General features: G+C 39.2%; 22 protein-coding genes. All 22 read right to left on the minus strand.

Annotated features, from left to right (window positions below; all coding sequences use genetic code 11):
- Positions 1-7: 7 nt before the first annotated feature.
- The gene (gene flhB / locus HF078_RS17635; RefSeq protein ID WP_169292331.1) at positions 8-1096 is read right to left on the minus strand and encodes a flagellar biosynthesis protein FlhB; all 1089 of its coding nucleotides are present in this window, start codon (positions 1094-1096) and stop codon (positions 8-10) included.
- Entirely contained in the window at positions 1097-1873 is a 777-nt protein-coding gene (gene fliR, locus HF078_RS17640) for a flagellar biosynthetic protein FliR (RefSeq protein ID WP_169292332.1), read from the minus strand.
- 4 nt (positions 1874-1877) lie between these two features.
- Positions 1878-2147, minus strand: coding sequence for a flagellar biosynthesis protein FliQ (gene fliQ, locus HF078_RS17645; protein WP_010193366.1), 270 nt, complete (start codon positions 2145-2147; stop codon positions 1878-1880).
- A gap of 13 nt (positions 2148-2160) precedes the next feature.
- Positions 2161-2826, minus strand: coding sequence for a flagellar type III secretion system pore protein FliP (gene fliP / locus HF078_RS17650; protein ID WP_169292333.1), 666 nt, complete (start codon positions 2824-2826; stop codon positions 2161-2163).
- Positions 2823-3494, minus strand: coding sequence for a flagellar biosynthetic protein FliO (locus tag HF078_RS17655; RefSeq protein ID WP_169292334.1), 672 nt, complete (start codon positions 3492-3494; stop codon positions 2823-2825). The genes fliP and HF078_RS17655 overlap by 4 nt, the downstream gene beginning before the upstream one ends.
- 11 nt (positions 3495-3505) lie before the next feature.
- The gene (locus HF078_RS17660) at positions 3506-3868 is read right to left on the minus strand and encodes a response regulator (RefSeq protein ID WP_169292335.1); all 363 of its coding nucleotides are present in this window, start codon (positions 3866-3868) and stop codon (positions 3506-3508) included.
- An 18-nt stretch (positions 3869-3886) separates the two neighbouring features.
- Positions 3887-5119 (minus strand): flagellar motor switch phosphatase FliY, encoded by a 1233-nt coding sequence (fliY, locus tag HF078_RS17665; protein WP_169292336.1) that lies wholly within the window; start codon positions 5117-5119, stop codon positions 3887-3889.
- Positions 5109-6107, minus strand: coding sequence for a flagellar motor switch protein FliM (gene fliM / locus HF078_RS17670; RefSeq protein ID WP_169292337.1), 999 nt, complete (start codon positions 6105-6107; stop codon positions 5109-5111). The genes fliY and fliM overlap by 11 nt, the downstream gene beginning before the upstream one ends.
- A 37-nt stretch (positions 6108-6144) precedes the next feature.
- Positions 6145-6576, minus strand: coding sequence for a flagellar basal body-associated protein FliL (gene fliL / locus HF078_RS17675; protein WP_169292338.1), 432 nt, complete (start codon positions 6574-6576; stop codon positions 6145-6147).
- Positions 6563-6781 carry a flagellar FlbD family protein gene (locus HF078_RS17680; protein ID WP_169292339.1) on the minus strand — a complete coding sequence of 73 codons (219 nt, stop codon included), beginning with the start codon at positions 6779-6781 and terminating at the stop codon, positions 6563-6565. The genes fliL and HF078_RS17680 overlap by 14 nt, the downstream gene beginning before the upstream one ends.
- A gap of 40 nt (positions 6782-6821) precedes the next feature.
- Positions 6822-8303: a flagellar hook-basal body complex protein gene (locus tag HF078_RS17685; RefSeq protein ID WP_169292340.1), complete on the minus strand. Its 1482-nt coding sequence runs from the start codon at positions 8301-8303 to the stop codon at positions 6822-6824.
- Between the two features lie 42 nt (positions 8304-8345).
- A complete protein-coding gene (gene flgD, locus HF078_RS17690) occupies positions 8346-8999 on the minus strand; it encodes a flagellar hook assembly protein FlgD (RefSeq protein WP_169292341.1) in 654 nt (217 codons plus the stop codon).
- Positions 8996-10192 carry a flagellar hook-length control protein FliK gene (locus HF078_RS21225; RefSeq protein WP_169292342.1) on the minus strand — a complete coding sequence of 399 codons (1197 nt, stop codon included), beginning with the start codon at positions 10190-10192 and terminating at the stop codon, positions 8996-8998. Before HF078_RS21225 ends, flgD begins: the two co-directional genes overlap by 4 nt.
- A gap of 23 nt (positions 10193-10215) precedes the next feature.
- Positions 10216-10791: a MotE family protein gene (locus tag HF078_RS17700; RefSeq protein WP_169292343.1), complete on the minus strand. Its 576-nt coding sequence runs from the start codon at positions 10789-10791 to the stop codon at positions 10216-10218.
- 7 nt (positions 10792-10798) lie between these two features.
- Positions 10799-11248 carry a flagellar export protein FliJ gene (gene fliJ, locus HF078_RS17705; RefSeq protein WP_169292344.1) on the minus strand — a complete coding sequence of 150 codons (450 nt, stop codon included), beginning with the start codon at positions 11246-11248 and terminating at the stop codon, positions 10799-10801.
- A 9-nt stretch (positions 11249-11257) separates the two neighbouring features.
- On the minus strand, positions 11258-12571 hold the full coding sequence (fliI, locus tag HF078_RS17710; RefSeq protein ID WP_481748029.1) for a flagellar protein export ATPase FliI: 1314 nt from the start codon (positions 12569-12571) through the stop codon (positions 11258-11260).
- A 2-nt stretch (positions 12572-12573) separates the two neighbouring features.
- The gene (fliH, locus tag HF078_RS17715; RefSeq protein WP_169292345.1) at positions 12574-13344 is read right to left on the minus strand and encodes a flagellar assembly protein FliH; all 771 of its coding nucleotides are present in this window, start codon (positions 13342-13344) and stop codon (positions 12574-12576) included.
- Complete coding sequence (gene fliG, locus HF078_RS17720) at positions 13337-14356, minus strand: flagellar motor switch protein FliG (protein WP_148986514.1); 1020 nt, start codon at positions 14354-14356, stop codon at positions 13337-13339. Before fliG ends, fliH begins: the two co-directional genes overlap by 8 nt.
- Positions 14357-14374: 18 nt before the next feature.
- Positions 14375-15964, minus strand: coding sequence for a flagellar basal-body MS-ring/collar protein FliF (gene fliF / locus HF078_RS17725; protein WP_169292346.1), 1590 nt, complete (start codon positions 15962-15964; stop codon positions 14375-14377).
- A gap of 139 nt (positions 15965-16103) precedes the next feature.
- Positions 16104-16370: a flagellar hook-basal body complex protein FliE gene (gene fliE / locus HF078_RS17730; protein ID WP_481748031.1), complete on the minus strand. Its 267-nt coding sequence runs from the start codon at positions 16368-16370 to the stop codon at positions 16104-16106.
- A 45-nt stretch (positions 16371-16415) separates the two neighbouring features.
- Positions 16416-16868: a flagellar basal body rod protein FlgC gene (gene flgC, locus HF078_RS17735; protein ID WP_169292348.1), complete on the minus strand. Its 453-nt coding sequence runs from the start codon at positions 16866-16868 to the stop codon at positions 16416-16418.
- Positions 16868-17257, minus strand: a complete 390-nt coding sequence (gene flgB, locus HF078_RS17740; protein ID WP_169292349.1) for a flagellar basal body rod protein FlgB — start codon at positions 17255-17257, stop codon at positions 16868-16870. The genes flgC and flgB overlap by 1 nt, the downstream gene beginning before the upstream one ends.
- Positions 17258-17863: the final 606 nt, after the last annotated feature.

The following is a 17863-nucleotide window of genomic DNA, read 5'->3' on the forward strand; positions in this document are numbered from 1 at the left end:
CCAACCATCATTTCACTTGATTTTGTAATCGGTAAACATATGCCAGAATCTCTGCAACCGCCTGAAAGAATTCTTCTGGAATGGCATCTCCTATTTCAACTTGTGCATAAAGAGACCTTGCTAGCGGTTTATTTTCTACTGTGGCAATGTTATGTTCTTTTGCTTTCTCTTTAATCTTTTTGGCGACAAAGTCTACTCCTTTAGCAAGAACGATTGGAGCATCTCCTTTAGTTTCATCGTATCTCAATGCAATAGCGTAGTGGGTTGGATTTGTAATGATAACATCTGCCTGAGGAACGTCCTGCATCATCCTTTGCATCGCCATTTCCCGTTGTTTTTGCTTGATTTTAGATTTGATAAGCGGATCACCTTCCGCTTTTTTATATTCATCCTTCACATCATGTTTGGACATTCGGATGTTCTTTTCATAATCATATTTTTGATACAAATAATCGAAAATGGATAAAAACAGTAAAGCTCCTCCAGCAAATAACCCCATTCGTACGGTCAAGCTCCCTAAAAAGGAAAACGCCTCATGTAAATTCTTTTGGGAAAGTATCAGCACTTCTTCTAAACTCATCCACAAAATAGAAAAAGTGATGACCCCAACAAAAACTATTTTCAACATAGACTTAACAAATTCGACGATGGCCCGTACAGAATAGATCCGTTTAAAACCTTGAATAGGATCTAGCTTATTTAGTTTCATATGAATTGCTTCTGTTGAGAATAAAGGACCAACTTGTAGATAATTAGCAATAACAGCCCCAAGGAAAGCAGCAAGCATAACCGGCCCGATGATCCAAACCAATTGCATGATCAATTCCAAAAATATCATATGAACTTTTTGGACAGTCACTTCCTCAAGCAAATAAACTCGGAAGGAATGTTCAAAAAGTTTTAAGATCTCTACCTTCATCCATGGGCCAATAGCCAACAGACAGAGGAAGACTGAAATTAAAACGAAGGAAGTATTCACATCGGCACTTTTAGCAACCTGTCCTTTTTTTCTTGTATCCTGCTTCTTTTTCGGTGTAGCTTTCTCGGTCTTTTCACCACTGAAATATTGCAGGTCTAACCTGACCCATTTAGTCATCTAAAAACCCCCAAGCAATTCCATTAAGCCTCTCATCGTATGAAGCATGAGTTCAAAGAGCTTATAAAACAGTGTGAAAAGTATGGTGAGAGAAAATATAATCGTGATAAAACTTACTCCAATCTTTAAAGGAAGACCCACCACGAAAACGTTAAGTTGCGGAACTGTCCTAGCAACGATCCCAAGTGCCACATCCACGAGAAATAGAACGCCGACGATTGGAATGGCAAGTTGAAGCGCAATGACAAACATCGTGTTAATTGTTTTTAAGATAAACTCAAACACTTGTGATTCCCCAAGAGGTATCCATGGTTGCGTGATCTCTATTAATTCATAGCTGTAAAATATCCCATCCATCATTAAGTGGTGCCCGTTTACTGATAAAAGGAGCAGCAGGGCAAAAATATAGAAAAACTGTCCCATGATTGGACTTTGTACGCCTGTTTGCGGGTCTATAACATTGGCAATCGCAAAGCCCATTTGGAAGTCGATAAAACCACCTGCTATTTGAATAGCAGATAAAACCATATAAGCTACCAGGCCTATCAGCAAACCTACCATCAACTCTTTTATGACCAGCAAAATATACGTTCCATCAATACCGACAATCGGAAGGTCTATGGAAAAGGACATGACGAGTGCAAAGAAAAATCCAAGACCCACTTTAAAAGTAGAAGGAACGTTCCGATAAGAAAAGAGAGGAAGCGTAACAAAAAATGCTGTCACTCTTGTTAAAACTAATAAAAATGCCGGAAAATAGTTCACCCATTCTAGCATGGGACTAACTCACATACCTGTGAATATTATTAAAAATTTCCAATGCATAGGAAAGCATATTGGACAGCATCCACGGACCAAAAACAACCAATCCCACCAATACCGCTACAATTTTAGGTATAAATGCTAGCGTCTGTTCTTGGATTTGGGTAGTTGCTTGAAAAATACTTACAATCAAGCCCACGACTAAAGCCAGTATCAGAAGAGGAGCGCTAATTAATAGAATCGTATATACTCCCCGCTCTGCCATAGATATTACAAATTCCGGGCTCATTTTTACACCTCATTCAAAATGTTTGCAATAAAGATTTAACAATTAAATACCAACCATCAACAAGGACGAATAATAAAATTTTAAACGGCAATGAAATCATAACTGGAGGCAACATCATCATCCCCATACTCATTAAAACACTTGCGACAACCATGTCGATCACAAGAAAGGGAATAAAAATCATAAAGCCAATTTGAAAGGCGGTTTTCAATTCACTAATAGCAAACGCAGGGACTAGAACGGTAAGAGGTATATCTTCAATAGTTTCTGGTCTTTCCATTCCTGCATAATCGATAAATAATGCCAGGTCCTTTTGTCTTGTGTGTTTACTCATGAATTCCTTTAAAGGGATACTCGCTTTCTCATATGCTTCATCGAGCGTAATTTCTTCGTTGAAAAGAGGCTGAAGTGCCTGATCATTCACTTGTGAAAAGGTTGGTGCCATAATAAAAAACGTCAAAAATAAAGCAAGGCCTATTAAGACTTGGTTTGGCGGCATCGATTGGGTTGCAAGGGATGTTCGGACAAACGATAATACAATGATGATTCTCGTGAAACTCGTCATCAGTATAAGTATCGCTGGTGCTAAAGAGAAAACAGTCAGTAATAATAATAGTTGCACGGATGTGGAGACGGTCGACGCTTCATTTCCACTAAATAGTTCCACGAATTCCGTCATTGTCCATACTCCTTCTTATCATCCATTTCCGTCAACTTCGTTTTCCGATCTTTAGATAATTGCCCTAATTGATCTTGTAAAACTGATGAAAAACTCGATTTACTTTTAGTTTTCTTCATTCCTTTAAGCTTTTCCACCAAACTTGATAGCCTATCGGTATTAATTGCGAGATTCTCTGAGCGATCACGATAGGACTGAATCAGTTGTTCACGTTCTTGTTCATCTGTAATTTCTTTTAAAAGATTAATGGAGTCTCCAACCCCGACAACCAACACGCTGTTTCCTACTTTTACAAGTTGAAGAGATTTGTTGTTTCCGAGGTTTGTCCCACCAATATTTTCAACCGAACGACCACTATCTAACCTATTTCTGTTATTGATTAGTTTCAAAGCTCCATAAAGCAATGCCAGTACAAATAGCAGGGCGAATATCATTTGGATAAAATCAAACATAGAAACGGATGGCGGCTTTTGTTCCAGTAATTCTTGTTGATTTGAAGAAGGAGCTTTTGGGTCTCCTTCTGTTTCATCAGTATGTGGTTTTTGGTCTTGTAACTGGTCATACACACTGTTCTTCAGACCTTCTTCTCCTTCTGCAAATACTGACATCGGTTGTAAGAAGAGAAAAACCACAACTAGTAAACTACGTAAAATCTTGTTGGCATACAAAACAGACACCTCTAGGAAAGAGTTTTGTGGATGGCTTCAATCACTCGATCCGCTTGGAAAGGTTTTACGATGAAGTCTTTCGCACCCGCCTGGATTGCATCAATGACCATTGCTTGTTGCCCCATTGCAGAACACATGATGACTTTTGCATTCGGATTGATCGATTTAATTTCCTTAAGTGCAGTAATACCATCCATTTCTGGCATGGTGATATCCATTGTCACTAAATCTGGGTGGTGTTCTTTGTACTTTTCTACAGCTTGCATTCCATCAGCCGCTTCACCGACAACATCATAGCCATTTTTAGTCAGGATATCCTTTATCATCATTCTCATAAATGCTGCATCATCAACTATTAAAATTCTTTTACTCATGTTATTTCCCCCTAGATTCTATCGAAGTTTTCTGATTCTATCTGATTGACTTACAATATCTGTTACTCTTACTCCAAAACTTTCATCTATCACGACCACTTCACCTTGCGCGATAAGTTTATTATTGACAAGGATGTCCACCGGTTCCCCTGCAAGCTTATCCAGTTCGATAATGGAGCCTGTTGACAATTCAAGGATGTCTTTGACAGAACGCTTCGTTCTTCCTAATTCAACCGTAACCTGAAGAGGTATATCCAGTAGCATATTTAAGTTATTAGGTTCAGATTCCTCCACAGCTGTGGTCTCAAAACTAGTGAAGACTGCAGGTTGCACATTAACAGCTGGCTGCGGTCTTGGTGCAGGACTGCTAGGTCTTTCATGCCCACCTGCATATGCATGTTCTCTTTGTGGAGTTGCTGCAACGTAGGGTTCTTCCTCCTTATGAAAATAATCTGCTGTAGCAGACGTTGTTGATTGATCACGCTGTTCATAGGAGGTTCCGCTCGCTTGATTTGTTCCTGTTTCTGCTTGCTGATTAACTTGTGGAGATTGATTCGTGTCATCATCACGGTGTAACAGCTCTTCCACTAACTTTTTTGCAAAAGGATAAGGAAGTATTTGCATAATGGATGAATCAATTAATTTGCCAATCTTAATGGAAAATGCCACTTTGATTAATAGTTCATCCTCCGGCATCTCCGCAGTTCCATCTCCAGCTTTAAAATCAATCAACATAACAGATGGTGGTGATATGTCAATTTTTTTTGCGAATACTGTCGACATGGAAGTTGCTGCAGACCCCATCATTTGATTCATCGCTTCATGAACGGCACTCAGATGAATTTCATCAAAGTCACTTTGGGGGTTTTCACCTGTCCCTCCAAGCATTAGATCTGCGATGATTGCAGCGTCTCTTTGTTCTACTACTAGTATATTAGAACCTGAAAAACCTTCTGTATAACTCACTTTTATGGCTACATATGGGTCGGGAAATTCACTTTCCAAGCTGCTTTTCTCTATCAGCGACACCTTTGGGGTGGTTATTTGGACTTTTTGATTTAATAAAGTAGATAAAGCGGTTGCCGAACTGCCAAATGATATATTTCCAATTTCACCAAGCGCATCCTGTTCCATTGTAGATAGATATTCTTCAATATTTAGATCAACAAAGAGGGGTTCTTCATTGTTGTTATCTGTTCCTCGAAGCAACGCATCTATCTCATCTTGAGATAACATTCCATCACTCATCATCCTCATATCCCTCCTTGATTTTTTCTAATATTTGTACGGCCATGTTTTTCTTTACCTGACCAACCTGTGCATAAAAACTAGGTTTATTGTCCACTTTGACAATGATAGGCTCATCTATTTTCTGTTGTAATGGGAGTACATCGCCAATGGTTATATTTAATAAATCAGAAAATGATATCTCTGAATTTCCCAATTCAGTCGTTATCGTTAATGAGGTTGCCCGGATTGCTTTTTCGAGAGTTGCTATCTCGTGATCTTGCCTCACTTTATTTTTTTCTTCCATCCAATAGTGAGCAGATAATTTCGGAATCACCGGTTCCAAAACGACATGTGGAATACAGATATTAATCATCCCGGTTACTTCACCGATGGTAATATTCATAGATATGACTATTACCGTTTCATTCGGAGAAACTAATTGCAAAAACTGTGGGTTCACTTCTAGATCCGAGAGAAACGGCTGTATTTCGGCTACTGTATCCCAAGCCTCGCCGAAATTCTCAATGGCTCCCTCAAAAAGGGTTGTCATAAGTCTTGTTTCTATTTCTGTTAAACTGTCCACTTTGTTAACTCCTGTCCCTTTTCCCCCAAGTTGCCTGTCAAGCATTGCATAGGTGATGGTTGGGTTTATTTCAAGGACTACCCTTCCTTCAAGTGGAGCTACTTCAAATACATTCAGAATCGTCATTTTAGGTATCGAACGAATGAACTCTTCATACGGTAGTTGATCAACAGATGCAACACTGATTTGTATGTAAGTTCTAAGTTGTGCAGAAAAGTAGGTCGTTAATAATCGAGCAAAGTTTTCATGTATTCTCGTTAAATTACGGATTTGATCCTTGGAAAAACGAAGTGCCCTTTTAAAGTCATAAACTTTAACCTTTTTCTCCTGATTTTCCTTTTTTAGCTCCTCGGCGTTCATTTCCCCTGTTGATAAGGCTGAAAGAAGCGCATCAATTTCACTTTGTGACATCACTTCTGTCGACATATCCATCACCTCCTAATTTACATCGTTCTCTTGGTGATTAGTTTTGAAGAAGAAAGGAGGTTGTATAGACTTTCACGATTTCTCCGTCCTGCATCACTTCATTTATTTTTAGTTGAATTTCCTCTTCCAGTATAGTCAGACCTTTTCCACCTTCAAAATCTGAAGCTGTCTTGTTGGCAATTTCGTGTATTACGATGTTTTGCACCTGGAAATCTCTTTTCAATAGTTCTTCCGTTGCTTTTTTGCTATCCGTTTGGACTTTCATTTTCAAACGTACATAGCCGCCACTTTGTAAATTTGTTGTTATTTCTTCAAAATCAACGGAGTATTTAATGATTTCATCAATGGTGGGATCTTCTGTTGATTTATCCGCATAAAATTTATCCACTGTAACGAGTGCAACTACTCCAATAAGTGATATACCAAGAAGGATAATGATCATGATATTTAGTAATTTATTGCGAAACATCTTTTTTACCCTCCAAATGTGTTCCATGATGCATGTGAGCATAGAACTCCTTGCAATACAGAATCACTTCTTCCATACTCTCTTTCACTATCACTTTTTTACCGTTATTTAAGGTAATCATCGTATCTGGTGTTTCTTCAACCTGTTCAATCAACCAAACATTGACCGCAAATGGACGACCATTGAGTTTAGTTAGCTTTATCATATCTATCGGGCCAAGTTATTCCCACTTAGCCCTTCCCCCTTTATCGTTTCAGGTTGACGAGCTCTTGAAGTATTTCATCTGATGTCGTGATGATTCTCGTGTTCGCTTGGAACCCTCTTTGAGCTGTAATCATCTCCGTGAATTCTTCAGATAAATCTACATTGGACATTTCGAGCGTCCCGGAAATAATAGATGCAGCCCCATTGTCACCAGGTCTGAACATTTCTTCAAGTTGAATTCCGTCACCGTTTTTATCCATTGTCCCTGAGTTGTTCGATTGTTGAAACAGGTTTTCCCCGATTCTTTCTAATCCAGCATCATTTGGGAACTTTGCTAACATTAGCTGACCTGCAACTTTTAAGTCTCCGAATTGATCGATAAAGTTCACTTTTCCATCACCGGAAATACTGAAGCTTCGTGCATTAGGCGGAATTTGAATCAGCCCAGGACTGCCGCTCAATGAATCTGTCCATGTAGGTTGCTGGATCATTTCCGCTTTAGCGATGAAATTCTCGAAAGTCTTGAAAGCTGTGTCAAGACTGGTTTTTACAGACTGTGCATAGCTGACGAGATTCGATAGGTCATTGATATTGGCTGTTGCCCCATTAGGAATTGGAATGGTCGGATCCTGGACAACAGGGTCTATCATTCTGTATGCTATTTCGCCAGTTGCACCTATGAAACTATCAATTCCATTGTTCATGTTTTGAGCTGAAATTGTAAATGCGGCTCTTTGACCTTCATAGATATCGTTATTAAAATCATTGAACTGGGTTGCTGCATTATCTCTAGCAGTTTCGGCTGCCGTTGCGGCCGCTGCCAGCTGAGGATCAGTACCTCCAGATTCCAAATTCGCCTTTTCAGCATCTTCAAATGTCCTTTGTGCCTCCAGGAATTTCATTGCAAGATCAAGGTATTTGTTCGTATCATTTCTGAAGTCTCTGTATTCATCGAAGAAAATCTCACCAGAATTCAATGCAGCGTTGGATGCAGCCATGATTTGATCATTTGGAATTCTCTTCTCCCCTGTTTCGCCAATCATGTACATACCGTTAGCGTTCACGATGTAGCCATTATTATCAAGGTAGAAGTTACCTGACCTTGTATAGTTCATAGCAACTGCATTGTTAATCGCCCCACCTAAGATTTTGTTGTCCCCGTAAGCAGTATCGCTATCCACATTCACTCTTGTCACGTCTGCAATGGAGGCTACTGCAAAAAAACCATCACCGGATAAGGCCAAATCTAGTGGTCGTGCAGTAGTTTGAAGAGACCCTTGAGTCTGGATAGTATCTATTGTACTGATCATGGATCCTAAGCCGATTTGCTTCGCATTAACTCCACCTTTACCTGCCGCTGGGCCACTTGCACCTGATAATTGTTGTACCATCATCTCTTGAAAAGTGGCTCTTCCTTTTTTAAACCCGTAGGTATTTACATTTGCGATGTTGTTTCCGATCACATCTAATTTAGTTTGAAAGTTTCTTAGTGCGCCGATACTTGAATACATGGAACGTAGCATGTTTTTTCCCCCTTATTTTGCTTTCTTTTCTACCAATATTCTTTATTGTGTAATTTGTTGGATGGCTTCTAGAGGTATCTTTTTATCTGACAAGCGCTCATCAGTGACAGTGAGATGGATTTTTCCATCCTTTGTCAGTACAGAGTTCACCAAGACGTTTTCATAGGATTCTTCTCCTAAGCTTATGGTAACTTTTTTACCTATCAGATGACTTGCTGATAATAGAGAAGCGTTTCCGCCTTGAGAAACATCACCAGACTGATTCACCTTTGTGATTTGCTCTACGGTGATCTGACTTCCATCGTCCATAATTAATCTAGCTTTTCCATCTTGCATGGAGATACTTGTGACCGTACCGTTCTTCATTTCGACAAATGGTTCGTCTTCCACCATATATGTGTGCTGCCATGTAAGCTCTGACCCTAGATACTGTTGCAAGGAGAGTACGTTCATTTTATTCTGGGTATCTATAAAACCTTCCATGCTCTTGTTCAAGTTCGCCATTTGTTCAAGGGATGAGAAGTTTGCCATCTGGGCTATAAATTCTCTGTCTTCCATCGGATTTAAAGGATCTTGATTTTGTAATTGGGCAATAAGTAGTCGAAGAAAATCGTCTTTTCCCATTACATTGTTTTGTTTGGATAATTCCACCGGACGGTTCTGAATGTAAAGATCAGATGAAATAGTATTTGTCATGTTCTCTCACCTTCAGGGATTATTATTTCTAATTCTTCTAAAAGGACATCTTCAAAAGATTGATCGGAATCGTCTTGTTGCTTATCCTGCTTAAAAGATTGCTTAGCTTGAGCATTTTCTTCATTTGTTCCTTTATGCTGTTGAGTTAGTTTTTGATCATGATCTAAAAACACGACTTCAATTCTGTCAATACTCGCATTCGTTTGGGCAAGAGTTTGTTTTAAATTGGTCATTCCACTTTCAAGAAGCGAAGCAGCAGACTTGGAATGTACAATCAATTTTGTGACTAAGCCGTTTTGGGTTTCTTGCAGTTTAATATGTAATGTTCCAAGATGTTCCGGGGCCAATCTTATTGTCATCGACTGGTTACCGTTTACTAGTTTTGTCGTTGTTTTAGACAAAATACCTTCTAGCTTTTGGATCAACTGTTCACGTGCAACCTCATTTGTTGTTGTATCTACAACCCATTGAATAGTTGCCTGTTTTGGTTGTTGCAACATGTTTATGGTAACAGGACCGTTTTGTAGAAACGTTTCATTATTTGGCACAAAAGCTGTTTTGGTAGTAGACGAATCAAATGTGGTTGGTTGTAAGGCTTGTTGCGTTGCCCTTATCACCTGTTCCACCTTCCCCAATTTGGAGTCTATTGCCTTTAAAAGATCCTGTACATTTGACTGTTCTTTAGTAGTTAATTGCAGTTCTGTCTTTTCATCAACTGACGTCATGTAGCTTTTTATAAACATCATCACTCTTTCTGAAACTTGAGTGAATGGTTGAATCAACTGTTTATCTATTTTCCCTTGAGAATTACCGTCTAGATTAGCAAAGAGTGACATCATCGCCATTACATCTTCTAATAGATGGAAGTATTCTTTTGGAAGTTCTTTTGTATAAGGTGTATCTGACTCCATATTTCGCCATTCTTGAAGTTCATTTAGCAACGCAAGCTGCAATGTCAAGGTTTCATCCATTTCTTTAATCATTTTCTCAATGGTGGCATTTTCATCCTCTACCATGTCACTATTAGGCTTTGAAAGTGACAACATGGTGGAAAGGAGACTTTCAGACAAAATAAAACGGAAACTGTCCGATGTGTTTTCGGTAAGTTGCTCTGATTTTTTCACTCCGTCGATAGTCATTTTATTGCTTGATCCGACAGAAGCAGAAGCTTCACCTGTTACAAAAAAGTTCACTTCTTTCATTCCTTTCTAAAAACCTATTCATTATCGGCCAGTAGTTCCGTAAATCTTGCTGCCTGTTTTGGTTCTAGTTGTCCTAATATAGAAGATGTTTTCGATGTGCTTAATTCATTTAAGATCAGAAGTGCCATTTCTTCATCCAGTTCCATCATGATTTGAGCCGCTTTTTTCGTAGACATACCTTCATATAGCTTTGCCAGCTCTTTGGTTGAAGACTTTATTTCTTGTTGTTGTTTCTCTAAATCTTCTATTCTACTATTCGCTTCTTCAAGACTTGCAACAAGCTTTGTAATCTCTCTCTCCTTTTCACTTACTTGCCTTTCTAAGAGAATGATTTCTTGAGAGGAATTGGAGTTGTCATTTTGTTTTGGTGACGCCCCTTCTTCTTCCTTTTTTTCTTTCTCAGTTGTCATCACTTCTTCCTTGGCTGGGAGAAAAGATTGGGCAACTTCAAATACATTTTTCCCTTCGTACGTCAGATAACCCAATACAATGACAAGAGTGAAAAGGAGCGGAATGATAAACAAGTATAATAGCTTTTGCAGAAATGAATATTTTTCTTCTACTTCTTCTGATTGTTTTTCTTTTTTCATCGTTTATTCACCTATTCGTGTGTTGCGAATATTGAAGAATGGAGAGTTCGTCTATAAATGTTGCCTCCACTTTAAGATCATTTTGCTTCCAGTAAAGTTTTTCTTTGGTATCCAACACTTCATATTTTTTACATTCCACCGATTGTTCTTTCAGTTTTTCTTCTTTAAGATTCATGAAAGCTCTCGCATGACTTACTTTTTTTTGTTGGTGTAGCAAGTTTTTTTCCAAGTTATCCATGAAAAATTGTTGCTGTTTAAGTGTTTCTATTGGTATTCCGCTTTGAAGGCTGACTTGAAGTGATTCATCTAATTGCTCTTTTTTCTTTAAAAGTTCGTATAAGGCTTGTCCTTCCGTTTCAAACTGTGAAATGGCTGTTTGATATTCAGAACTCGCTTGATCTTTCTCGGCTTTTTTCACTACCAACAGTTTCTCTAAACGTCCTTTTCTAACAGACATGCCTAGCACCTACTTCATTAAGTTTGTTAGTTCTTTTTTTGTATCAGCAAACTTCCAACTGTCATCAACTTCTTGTTTTAAATAGTTAATGATGGCCGGGTAGGTTTGAATGGCATCATCAATTTCTCTGGAGCTGCCGCGCTTATACGCACCAATGTTGATGAGATCTTCTGCTTGGTAATATTTCGATAGCTTTTCCCGCATGGATTCGGCTGCTCTTTTATGTTCATGATCGACGATATGATTCATTACTCGACTCACACTTTTTAATACGTTAATAGCTGGATATTGTCCCTTATTGGCTAGGTCTCTATCTAATACGAAATGGCCGTCTAAAATACCTCGCACCGTATCAGCTATTGGCTCATTCATGTCATCACCGTCCACTAACACAGTATAAAATGCTGTGATAGAGCCTAATTGGTTTGTACCGGTTCTTTCCAACAACTTAGGCAGCATGGAGAATACGCTTGGGGTATAACCTTTGGTAGTCGGAGGTTCTCCAACAGCCAAGCCAACCTCTCTCTGCGCCATTGCTACCCTTGTTACAGAATCCATCATGAGCATGACATTATAGCCCATATCTCGGAAAAACTCTGAAATGGCGGTTGCTGTATATGCACCTTTTATTCGCATAAGAGCTGGTTGATCGGATGTGGCTACAATAACAATGGACCTTTTTAATCCTTCTGGCCCAAGGTCACGTTCCAAAAAGTCCCGAACTTCTCTGCCTCGTTCCCCAATGAGTGCGATCACATTAATGTCTGCATGCGTGTTTCGTGCAATCATGCCAAGAAGTGTACTTTTTCCTACCCCACTACCCGCAAAGATTCCTACCCTCTGACCTTTTCCGACTGTAAGCAGGCCGTCTATGACTTTTACTCCCACTTCCAACTCTTCTGTAATAGATGGCCGAGTCATTGGATTTGGTGGCGCCTGGTCTGTTGGGTATTTACCTAAGCCAACAGGTAATTCCTCTTCTGGATTTAATGGTTTGCCCATTGCATCCAGTACCATGCCCCTTAACTCTTCACCGATTCTTATTTCTAAAGGGTTATTTGTCGCTTCCACCATACACCCAGGCCCAATATCCTGAATATCTGTAAAAGGCATTAAAATAACGTGGTCGTCCCTGAAGCCGACAACTTCTGCTTGAACGATTCTTTTTTTCTTTTTATGGATGATGATATTGCATACATCCCCAATGGAGCTTTCAGGCCCTTTAGATTCAATCATAAGACCGATTACTCTTTTTACTTTTCCGTAACGCCTGTACGTATTCATTGTATCTATTTCTTTCAGCAAATCTTCTACGGTCAACATGATTACAACTCCACTCTCACAAGTTGCAAAAGATGTTCTTTTACTTCTTTCAACTGCGTATCAATAGAAACATCAATTCGTCCTGCAGTAGAATCAATCCAGCATCCATCATCTTGTAATTCCGCATCAGGAAAAATAATAAGTTCATATTGGCTATTGATGATATTTTGCAATATTTGTTTATTCATCAGTAGATTTGGGTATTGGCTAGGACTTACATAGATTTTTATTTCCTCTTTTTCTTTGACTTCTTTAAGCGCTGTCTGAACCAATTTCGTAAAAGTGGAAGGATCTGAATTCAAGGAAGATCCAATAATTTTTTCTGCTACTTTTACACTAAGCATGACGATGGACTCGATTGAGCTGTCAAGTTTTTCGTGGTACTGCAATTTAGCCAGGTCAATTATGCGGTTAGCCTCAGTAAGCCGCTCTTCATATAATGCTTGTGCTTGTTTTTCACCTGCTTGAAATCCCTGTTCATGTCCTTCGTTATACGCTTTTTGCATAAAGAGCTCTTTCTCTGATTCCCAAGCTTTCTTATCCTCTTCAATTGTCTTTACGGCTTTTTGTCTTTCTAAGGCTGCCTGTTCCAAAATGTAGGCGGCCTCCCGATTTGCTTTTTCTATGGCATGATTGATGGATTCTATACTATGACCAAGTACTGTTTCCGCTTTCGTTTCCGATTGTTTTTTGTTGAAAATAGGAGCAACTTTTATAGAAACAGATTCCGTATTTCCTTCTATTAAAGAAAAAGATTTTATTAACTTAGACAATGATGTCATCTCCTCCGCCACGAGCAATGACAATCTCCCCTGCTTCTTCAAGCTTTCTAATGATTCCTACAATTCTAGATTGAGACTCTTCAACATCCTTTAAGCGAACAGGACCCATGTATTCCATATCGTCTTTCATGGTTTCTACCATTCGTTTAGACATGTTCTTAAACACAATCTCTTTGACCTCTTCACTGGCAACCTTCAGTGCAAGCATCATGTCTTCATTTTCCACATCACGAATTACTCGCTGAATTGCCATGTTATCAAGCGTAACAATGTCTTCGAATACGAACATTCGTTTCTTGATTTCTTCTGCCAATTCCGGATCTTGAATTTCTAATGAGTCCAGGATGGTTCTTTCTGTACTTCTGTCCACCTGATTTAACACTTCCACGACAGAATCAATTCCACCTGTGTTTGTATAATCGCGAGTAACGGTAGTAGAAAGCTTTCTTTCAAGAATTTGCTCTACCTCATTTATGATCTCAGGAGATGTACTGTCCATCACTGCAATTCTCTTTGCAATATCTGCCTGTAATTCTTGCGGTAACTCTGATAAAATTTGTCCAGACTTTGTCGGTTCCAAGTAGGATAAGACAAGAGCAATCGTTTGTGGGTGTTCATTTTGTATGAAATTCAGAATTTGAGAAGCGTCCGCTTTTCTAGCAAAGTCAAAGGGCTTAACCTGTAAGGAAGAAGTAAGCCTTGTAATAATGGCTGTTGCCTGGTCTTTACCTAAAGCTTTTTCTAAAACGGTTTTGGCGTAACTAATCCCGCCTTGAGAGATATAATCTTGAGCAAGGGCTATTTGGTGAAACTCTTCTAGAACATCTTCCTTGATGTGAGAATCTACTGTACGTACCCCGCTGATTTCAAGTGTTAATTTTTCAATTTCTTCTTCTGATAAATGCTTGTAAACAGAAGCCGAAACATCCGGACCAAGTGAGATCAATAAGATGGCCGCCTTTTGTTTGTTTGAAAAAGATTTTGCCTGTGTTGCTTTTGCCATATTCGTCTCCCTCTCCTTCTATTCCGACAACCATGAACGTAATAGTTTCGCAAATTCGTCCGGCTTTTCTTTGGCCATTTTTTCTAGTTGCTTTCGACGCGCTGAACTTTCCGATTCTTTTTCATTGTTAATATCCGGCACATTGATTTGGACAGTCTCTTCTTCTGTAACCATTACTTCTTCCTCTTCCTCTTTTCCATTGCGTTTGAATAAAAGGAATAATAACACGAGGATAATAGCAAGGAGAATACCAGCTGGAACATAAATCCATGTTGGAATTGCTGAATCAGTCGTTTCTTCCATTTCCACTTTTCCATTGAACTGCTGAACGGAAACAACAATTTTTTCATCAATGTTAGCTTGTTCAGGGTCATCCCCTAACATATTCTTATCAATGGTTGTACGGACAATCGTGCTTAGTATTTGTCTAATATCATCAATCGTATTTTCTTGCATGGATAATGGGTCATCTGCTACAGGAGGCTCCACCATAACTTGGATGCCCAAATCTCTTACTTTATAAGGGCTTTCTACAATTTCAGATCTAATTCTATTGACTTCATTATTAATTCTTTCTTCCATTCTTTCGTAATCGCCACTGCCAGTTCCCCCACCGGCAACATACGCAGGAATATCTGCTTCTCCAGTTCCCGGTACCCCACCAGCGTTACCTTCACTACCTGTATAACTCTCGGTAATTCGTTCAACACTTACAGCAATACCTTCCATGTTTTCGGGGTCCACAGGTGTTACAGTGTTTTCTTCCCTTGCTTCCTGGGTAAAATCTATGTCAGTTGTCACAGAAACAACCACTTTGTTATAGCCCATCATCATTCCGAGCATCTGCTGGACCTGTCTTTGAATGTCTCTTTCGATTTCCTTCTTTAATTCCAGTTGCGTAGATGCATTAAAGGTACTGCCAGAATTTTGGTTATTTTTTAAATCAAAATACTCAAAGTTTTGGTTCATGATGACGATATTATCTGTAGATAAGTTAGGAATACTCTTTGATACTAGATGGTATAGCGCATTAACATTATTCTGGTCAAATTGATATCCAGGATCATTTTCAATGACGATGGATGCTGATGCCACTTGAGTCGTTTCTCTTACGAATACTCCTTCTTCTGGAAGACTGAGCATGACCTGGGCATCTTTCACACCTTCAATACTTTTCACTAAATTTGCTAGCTCTGTTTGCATGGCGTCTAGCTTCATTATTCGAAACTCATTGTCTGTCATTCCGAATCCTGATCTTTCGCCAAAAAAACCATAATCAATACTTCCGCTTTTCGGAAGACCTTCGGCAGCCAATTCCACTTTCAATGAATCTACCGATTGTTGAGGAACCAAGATGGCGGTACCGTTATTGGTTATCTGTGATTGGATGCCTCTACCATCTAAAACTTCTTTAATTTGCCCTGTTTCCTGTACAGTCAAATCTTTGTATAGAGGGGCCATGTCCGTCTTGTTTAAAAAGTACACCATTGCGATTATTGCAAAAAAGGATACGATAACTGTACTGACCATCGCTGTCTTTTGAGCTTTTGATCTATTTGTCCAAAAGGAAAAAGTTTTTGTCTTTATTTCTTGTAATCTCTCTTTCATTACGTCAATTCCCCCGGTTATTATCTTGCAGCAAAGTTATGCAGTAAATAACCGCATTATTTCTATCTGTAAGATCACTGTCACTGTTGGGTGACAAAAGTTATTTATGTATCATTTTTTTCGTATAATTCCAACTGTCTTACACTTGCATTCTCATGATTTCCTGATATGCTTCCACACCCTTGTTTCTCACTTCCATCGTAAGCGACATGGCTACGCTGGCCTTTTGCTGGGCAATTAATACATCGTGGAGTTCTACTCCTTCATTATTGACCAGCTTTGTAGTAATTTGATTGGATGCCACTTGTGAATTGTTCACTTCATTTAAGGCATCCTTCAAATAGGTAGAAAATTGCTGATGCACATCGCCACTGGTTTTCTGAACACTATTTAGATTCTGAAACATCTGATTAGAATTTGCTATTTTAGTAATCATTTATTTACCCTCCACCTATTTACCAAGCTCCAGCGTTTTCATCATGATCCCTTTAGAAGCATTAAATACCGTTACATTTGCTTCATAAGACCTTGATGCACTCATTAGGTCTACCATTTCTTTTAGAGGATCGACATTCGGGAGCTGAACATATCCTTCTTCATTTGCATCCGGATGCTCCGGGTCGAACATAAGACGGAAAGGAGCATCATCCTCTTTTATCCTTGTTACTTTCACGCCACTACCAAATCCATTACCTGTTCCAGAAGCTTTTTGCAAATAGGATTGGAAACTGTTTTCTTTAGGTGCAGTTTCCACCAACTTCCTCCTGTAAGGCTCCCACTGCCCATTGCGATATTCGCCACGTGTTGAATCAACATTCGCCATGTTAGAGGATATAACATCCATTCTGAGCCTCTGGGCTGTCAGGGCAGAAGCGGAGATATTCATGCTTTTAAACATAGACATCACGCTCTCCCTCCTTTAATCACGTTCTGAAGCGATTGAAACTTTCCGCTCATTTGATCAATCAAGGTGTAATAATATATTTGATTTTCAGCCAAGTCTGACATTTCTTTATCTATGTCGACATTATTGCCGTTATGTGAGTAGGAATATGATGTATTATCCATCCTATAAGCTATATTTGAACTGCCCGAAAATTCTCTATGCCTGTTATCTGTCTTGTTTGCCGCAAGTGCTTTCTGGTAAGTTTCTCCAAAGGTAGGCTTTATTTCTTTACGTTTAAAATTTGGTGTATCAACGTTCGCGATATTATGTGAAATAGCTTTATGCTTTGCACCTGAATACTGTATACCTTTTTCCAATGCTTGGATTGATGTCGAAAAAATCTTCATTAGTACCCCCATAAATAAATCTTTTGTTACGAATTATATATATTTGTCGAAATATGTATGTATGCTTTTATTGTAAATTAAGGTAACTCATATGTCTATGTATCAAATGTTAAAAAAAATCGTTAATTTGGCTCATTTTATTCTTTGGGTATAAAGACCTATTACTATATCAGGATAGAAAGTGATGTAACTATAACTCTAACGCCGCTGTTCCTTTCCGCAAATGACTTCGCTTTCCGCGGGACGGTGCTTGAGCCTCCTCACTTCGTTGCGGGGTCTCAATCTACCGTTACTCCCCCGCTGGAGTCTACGCCATTTGCTCCAATCCACAGCTAGATTTTAAGAAACCGAAATGTTAGTTCTTTTATAGTTAACATTCAAGGATTATTTTTTAACAAACCCTTTAGTGAATGGGGTCATCTAGTTGATTGGAGTGGAGGGCGCGTAGACTCCTCGGGTGGAAGGGACAGGTGAGACCCCGCAACGCAGAAGGCCACTGAAAAAGTCTTTGAATTTAAATATTCTATATACACCGCTGTGGATTTCCGCAAATGGCTTCGCTTTCCTAGGGGCACTGCTGGAGCCTCCTCGGCTTTCGCCTGCGGG

Origin of the sequence: Bacillus sp. RO2, assembly GCF_012911845.1 — a bacterium.
In the GTDB taxonomy this organism is placed as follows: Bacteria; Bacillota; Bacilli; order Bacillales; family Bacillaceae_I; genus Sutcliffiella_A.

Coding starts and splice junctions, on each gene's coding strand:
- flhB (WP_169292331.1), bottom strand. CDS start 1,096: ATGACTAAATGGGTCAGGTTAGACCTGCAATATTTCAGTGGTGAAAAG.
- fliR (WP_169292332.1), bottom strand. CDS start 1,873: ATGCTAGAATGGGTGAACTATTTTCCGGCATTTTTATTAGTTTTAACA.
- fliQ (WP_010193366.1), bottom strand. CDS start 2,147: ATGAGCCCGGAATTTGTAATATCTATGGCAGAGCGGGGAGTATATACG.
- fliP (WP_169292333.1), bottom strand. CDS start 2,826: ATGACGGAATTCGTGGAACTATTTAGTGGAAATGAAGCGTCGACCGTC.
- HF078_RS17660 (WP_169292335.1), bottom strand. CDS start 3,868: ATGAGTAAAAGAATTTTAATAGTTGATGATGCAGCATTTATGAGAATG.
- fliY (WP_169292336.1), bottom strand. CDS start 5,119: ATGATGAGTGATGGAATGTTATCTCAAGATGAGATAGATGCGTTGCTT.
- fliM (WP_169292337.1), bottom strand. CDS start 6,107: ATGTCGACAGAAGTGATGTCACAAAGTGAAATTGATGCGCTTCTTTCA.
- fliL (WP_169292338.1), bottom strand. CDS start 6,576: ATGTTTCGCAATAAATTACTAAATATCATGATCATTATCCTTCTTGGT.
- HF078_RS17680 (WP_169292339.1), bottom strand. CDS start 6,781: ATGATAAAGCTAACTAAACTCAATGGTCGTCCATTTGCGGTCAATGTT.
- HF078_RS17685 (WP_169292340.1), bottom strand. CDS start 8,303: ATGCTACGTTCCATGTATTCAAGTATCGGCGCACTAAGAAACTTTCAA.
- flgD (WP_169292341.1), bottom strand. CDS start 8,999: ATGACAAATACTATTTCATCTGATCTTTACATTCAGAACCGTCCGGTG.
- HF078_RS17700 (WP_169292343.1), bottom strand. CDS start 10,791: ATGAAAAAAGAAAAACAATCAGAAGAAGTAGAAGAAAAATATTCATTT.
- fliJ (WP_169292344.1), bottom strand. CDS start 11,248: ATGTCTGTTAGAAAAGGACGTTTAGAGAAACTGTTGGTAGTGAAAAAA.
- fliI (WP_481748029.1), bottom strand. CDS start 12,571: ATGTTGACCGTAGAAGATTTGCTGAAAGAAATAGATACAATGAATACG.
- fliG (WP_148986514.1), bottom strand. CDS start 14,356: ATGGCAAAAGCAACACAGGCAAAATCTTTTTCAAACAAACAAAAGGCG.
- fliF (WP_169292346.1), bottom strand. CDS start 15,964: ATGAAAGAGAGATTACAAGAAATAAAGACAAAAACTTTTTCCTTTTGG.
- fliE (WP_481748031.1), bottom strand. CDS start 16,370: ATGTTTCAGAATCTAAATAGTGTTCAGAAAACCAGTGGCGATGTGCAT.
- flgC (WP_169292348.1), bottom strand. CDS start 16,868: ATGTCTATGTTTAAAAGCATGAATATCTCCGCTTCTGCCCTGACAGCC.
- flgB (WP_169292349.1), bottom strand. CDS start 17,257: ATGAAGATTTTTTCGACATCAATCCAAGCATTGGAAAAAGGTATACAG.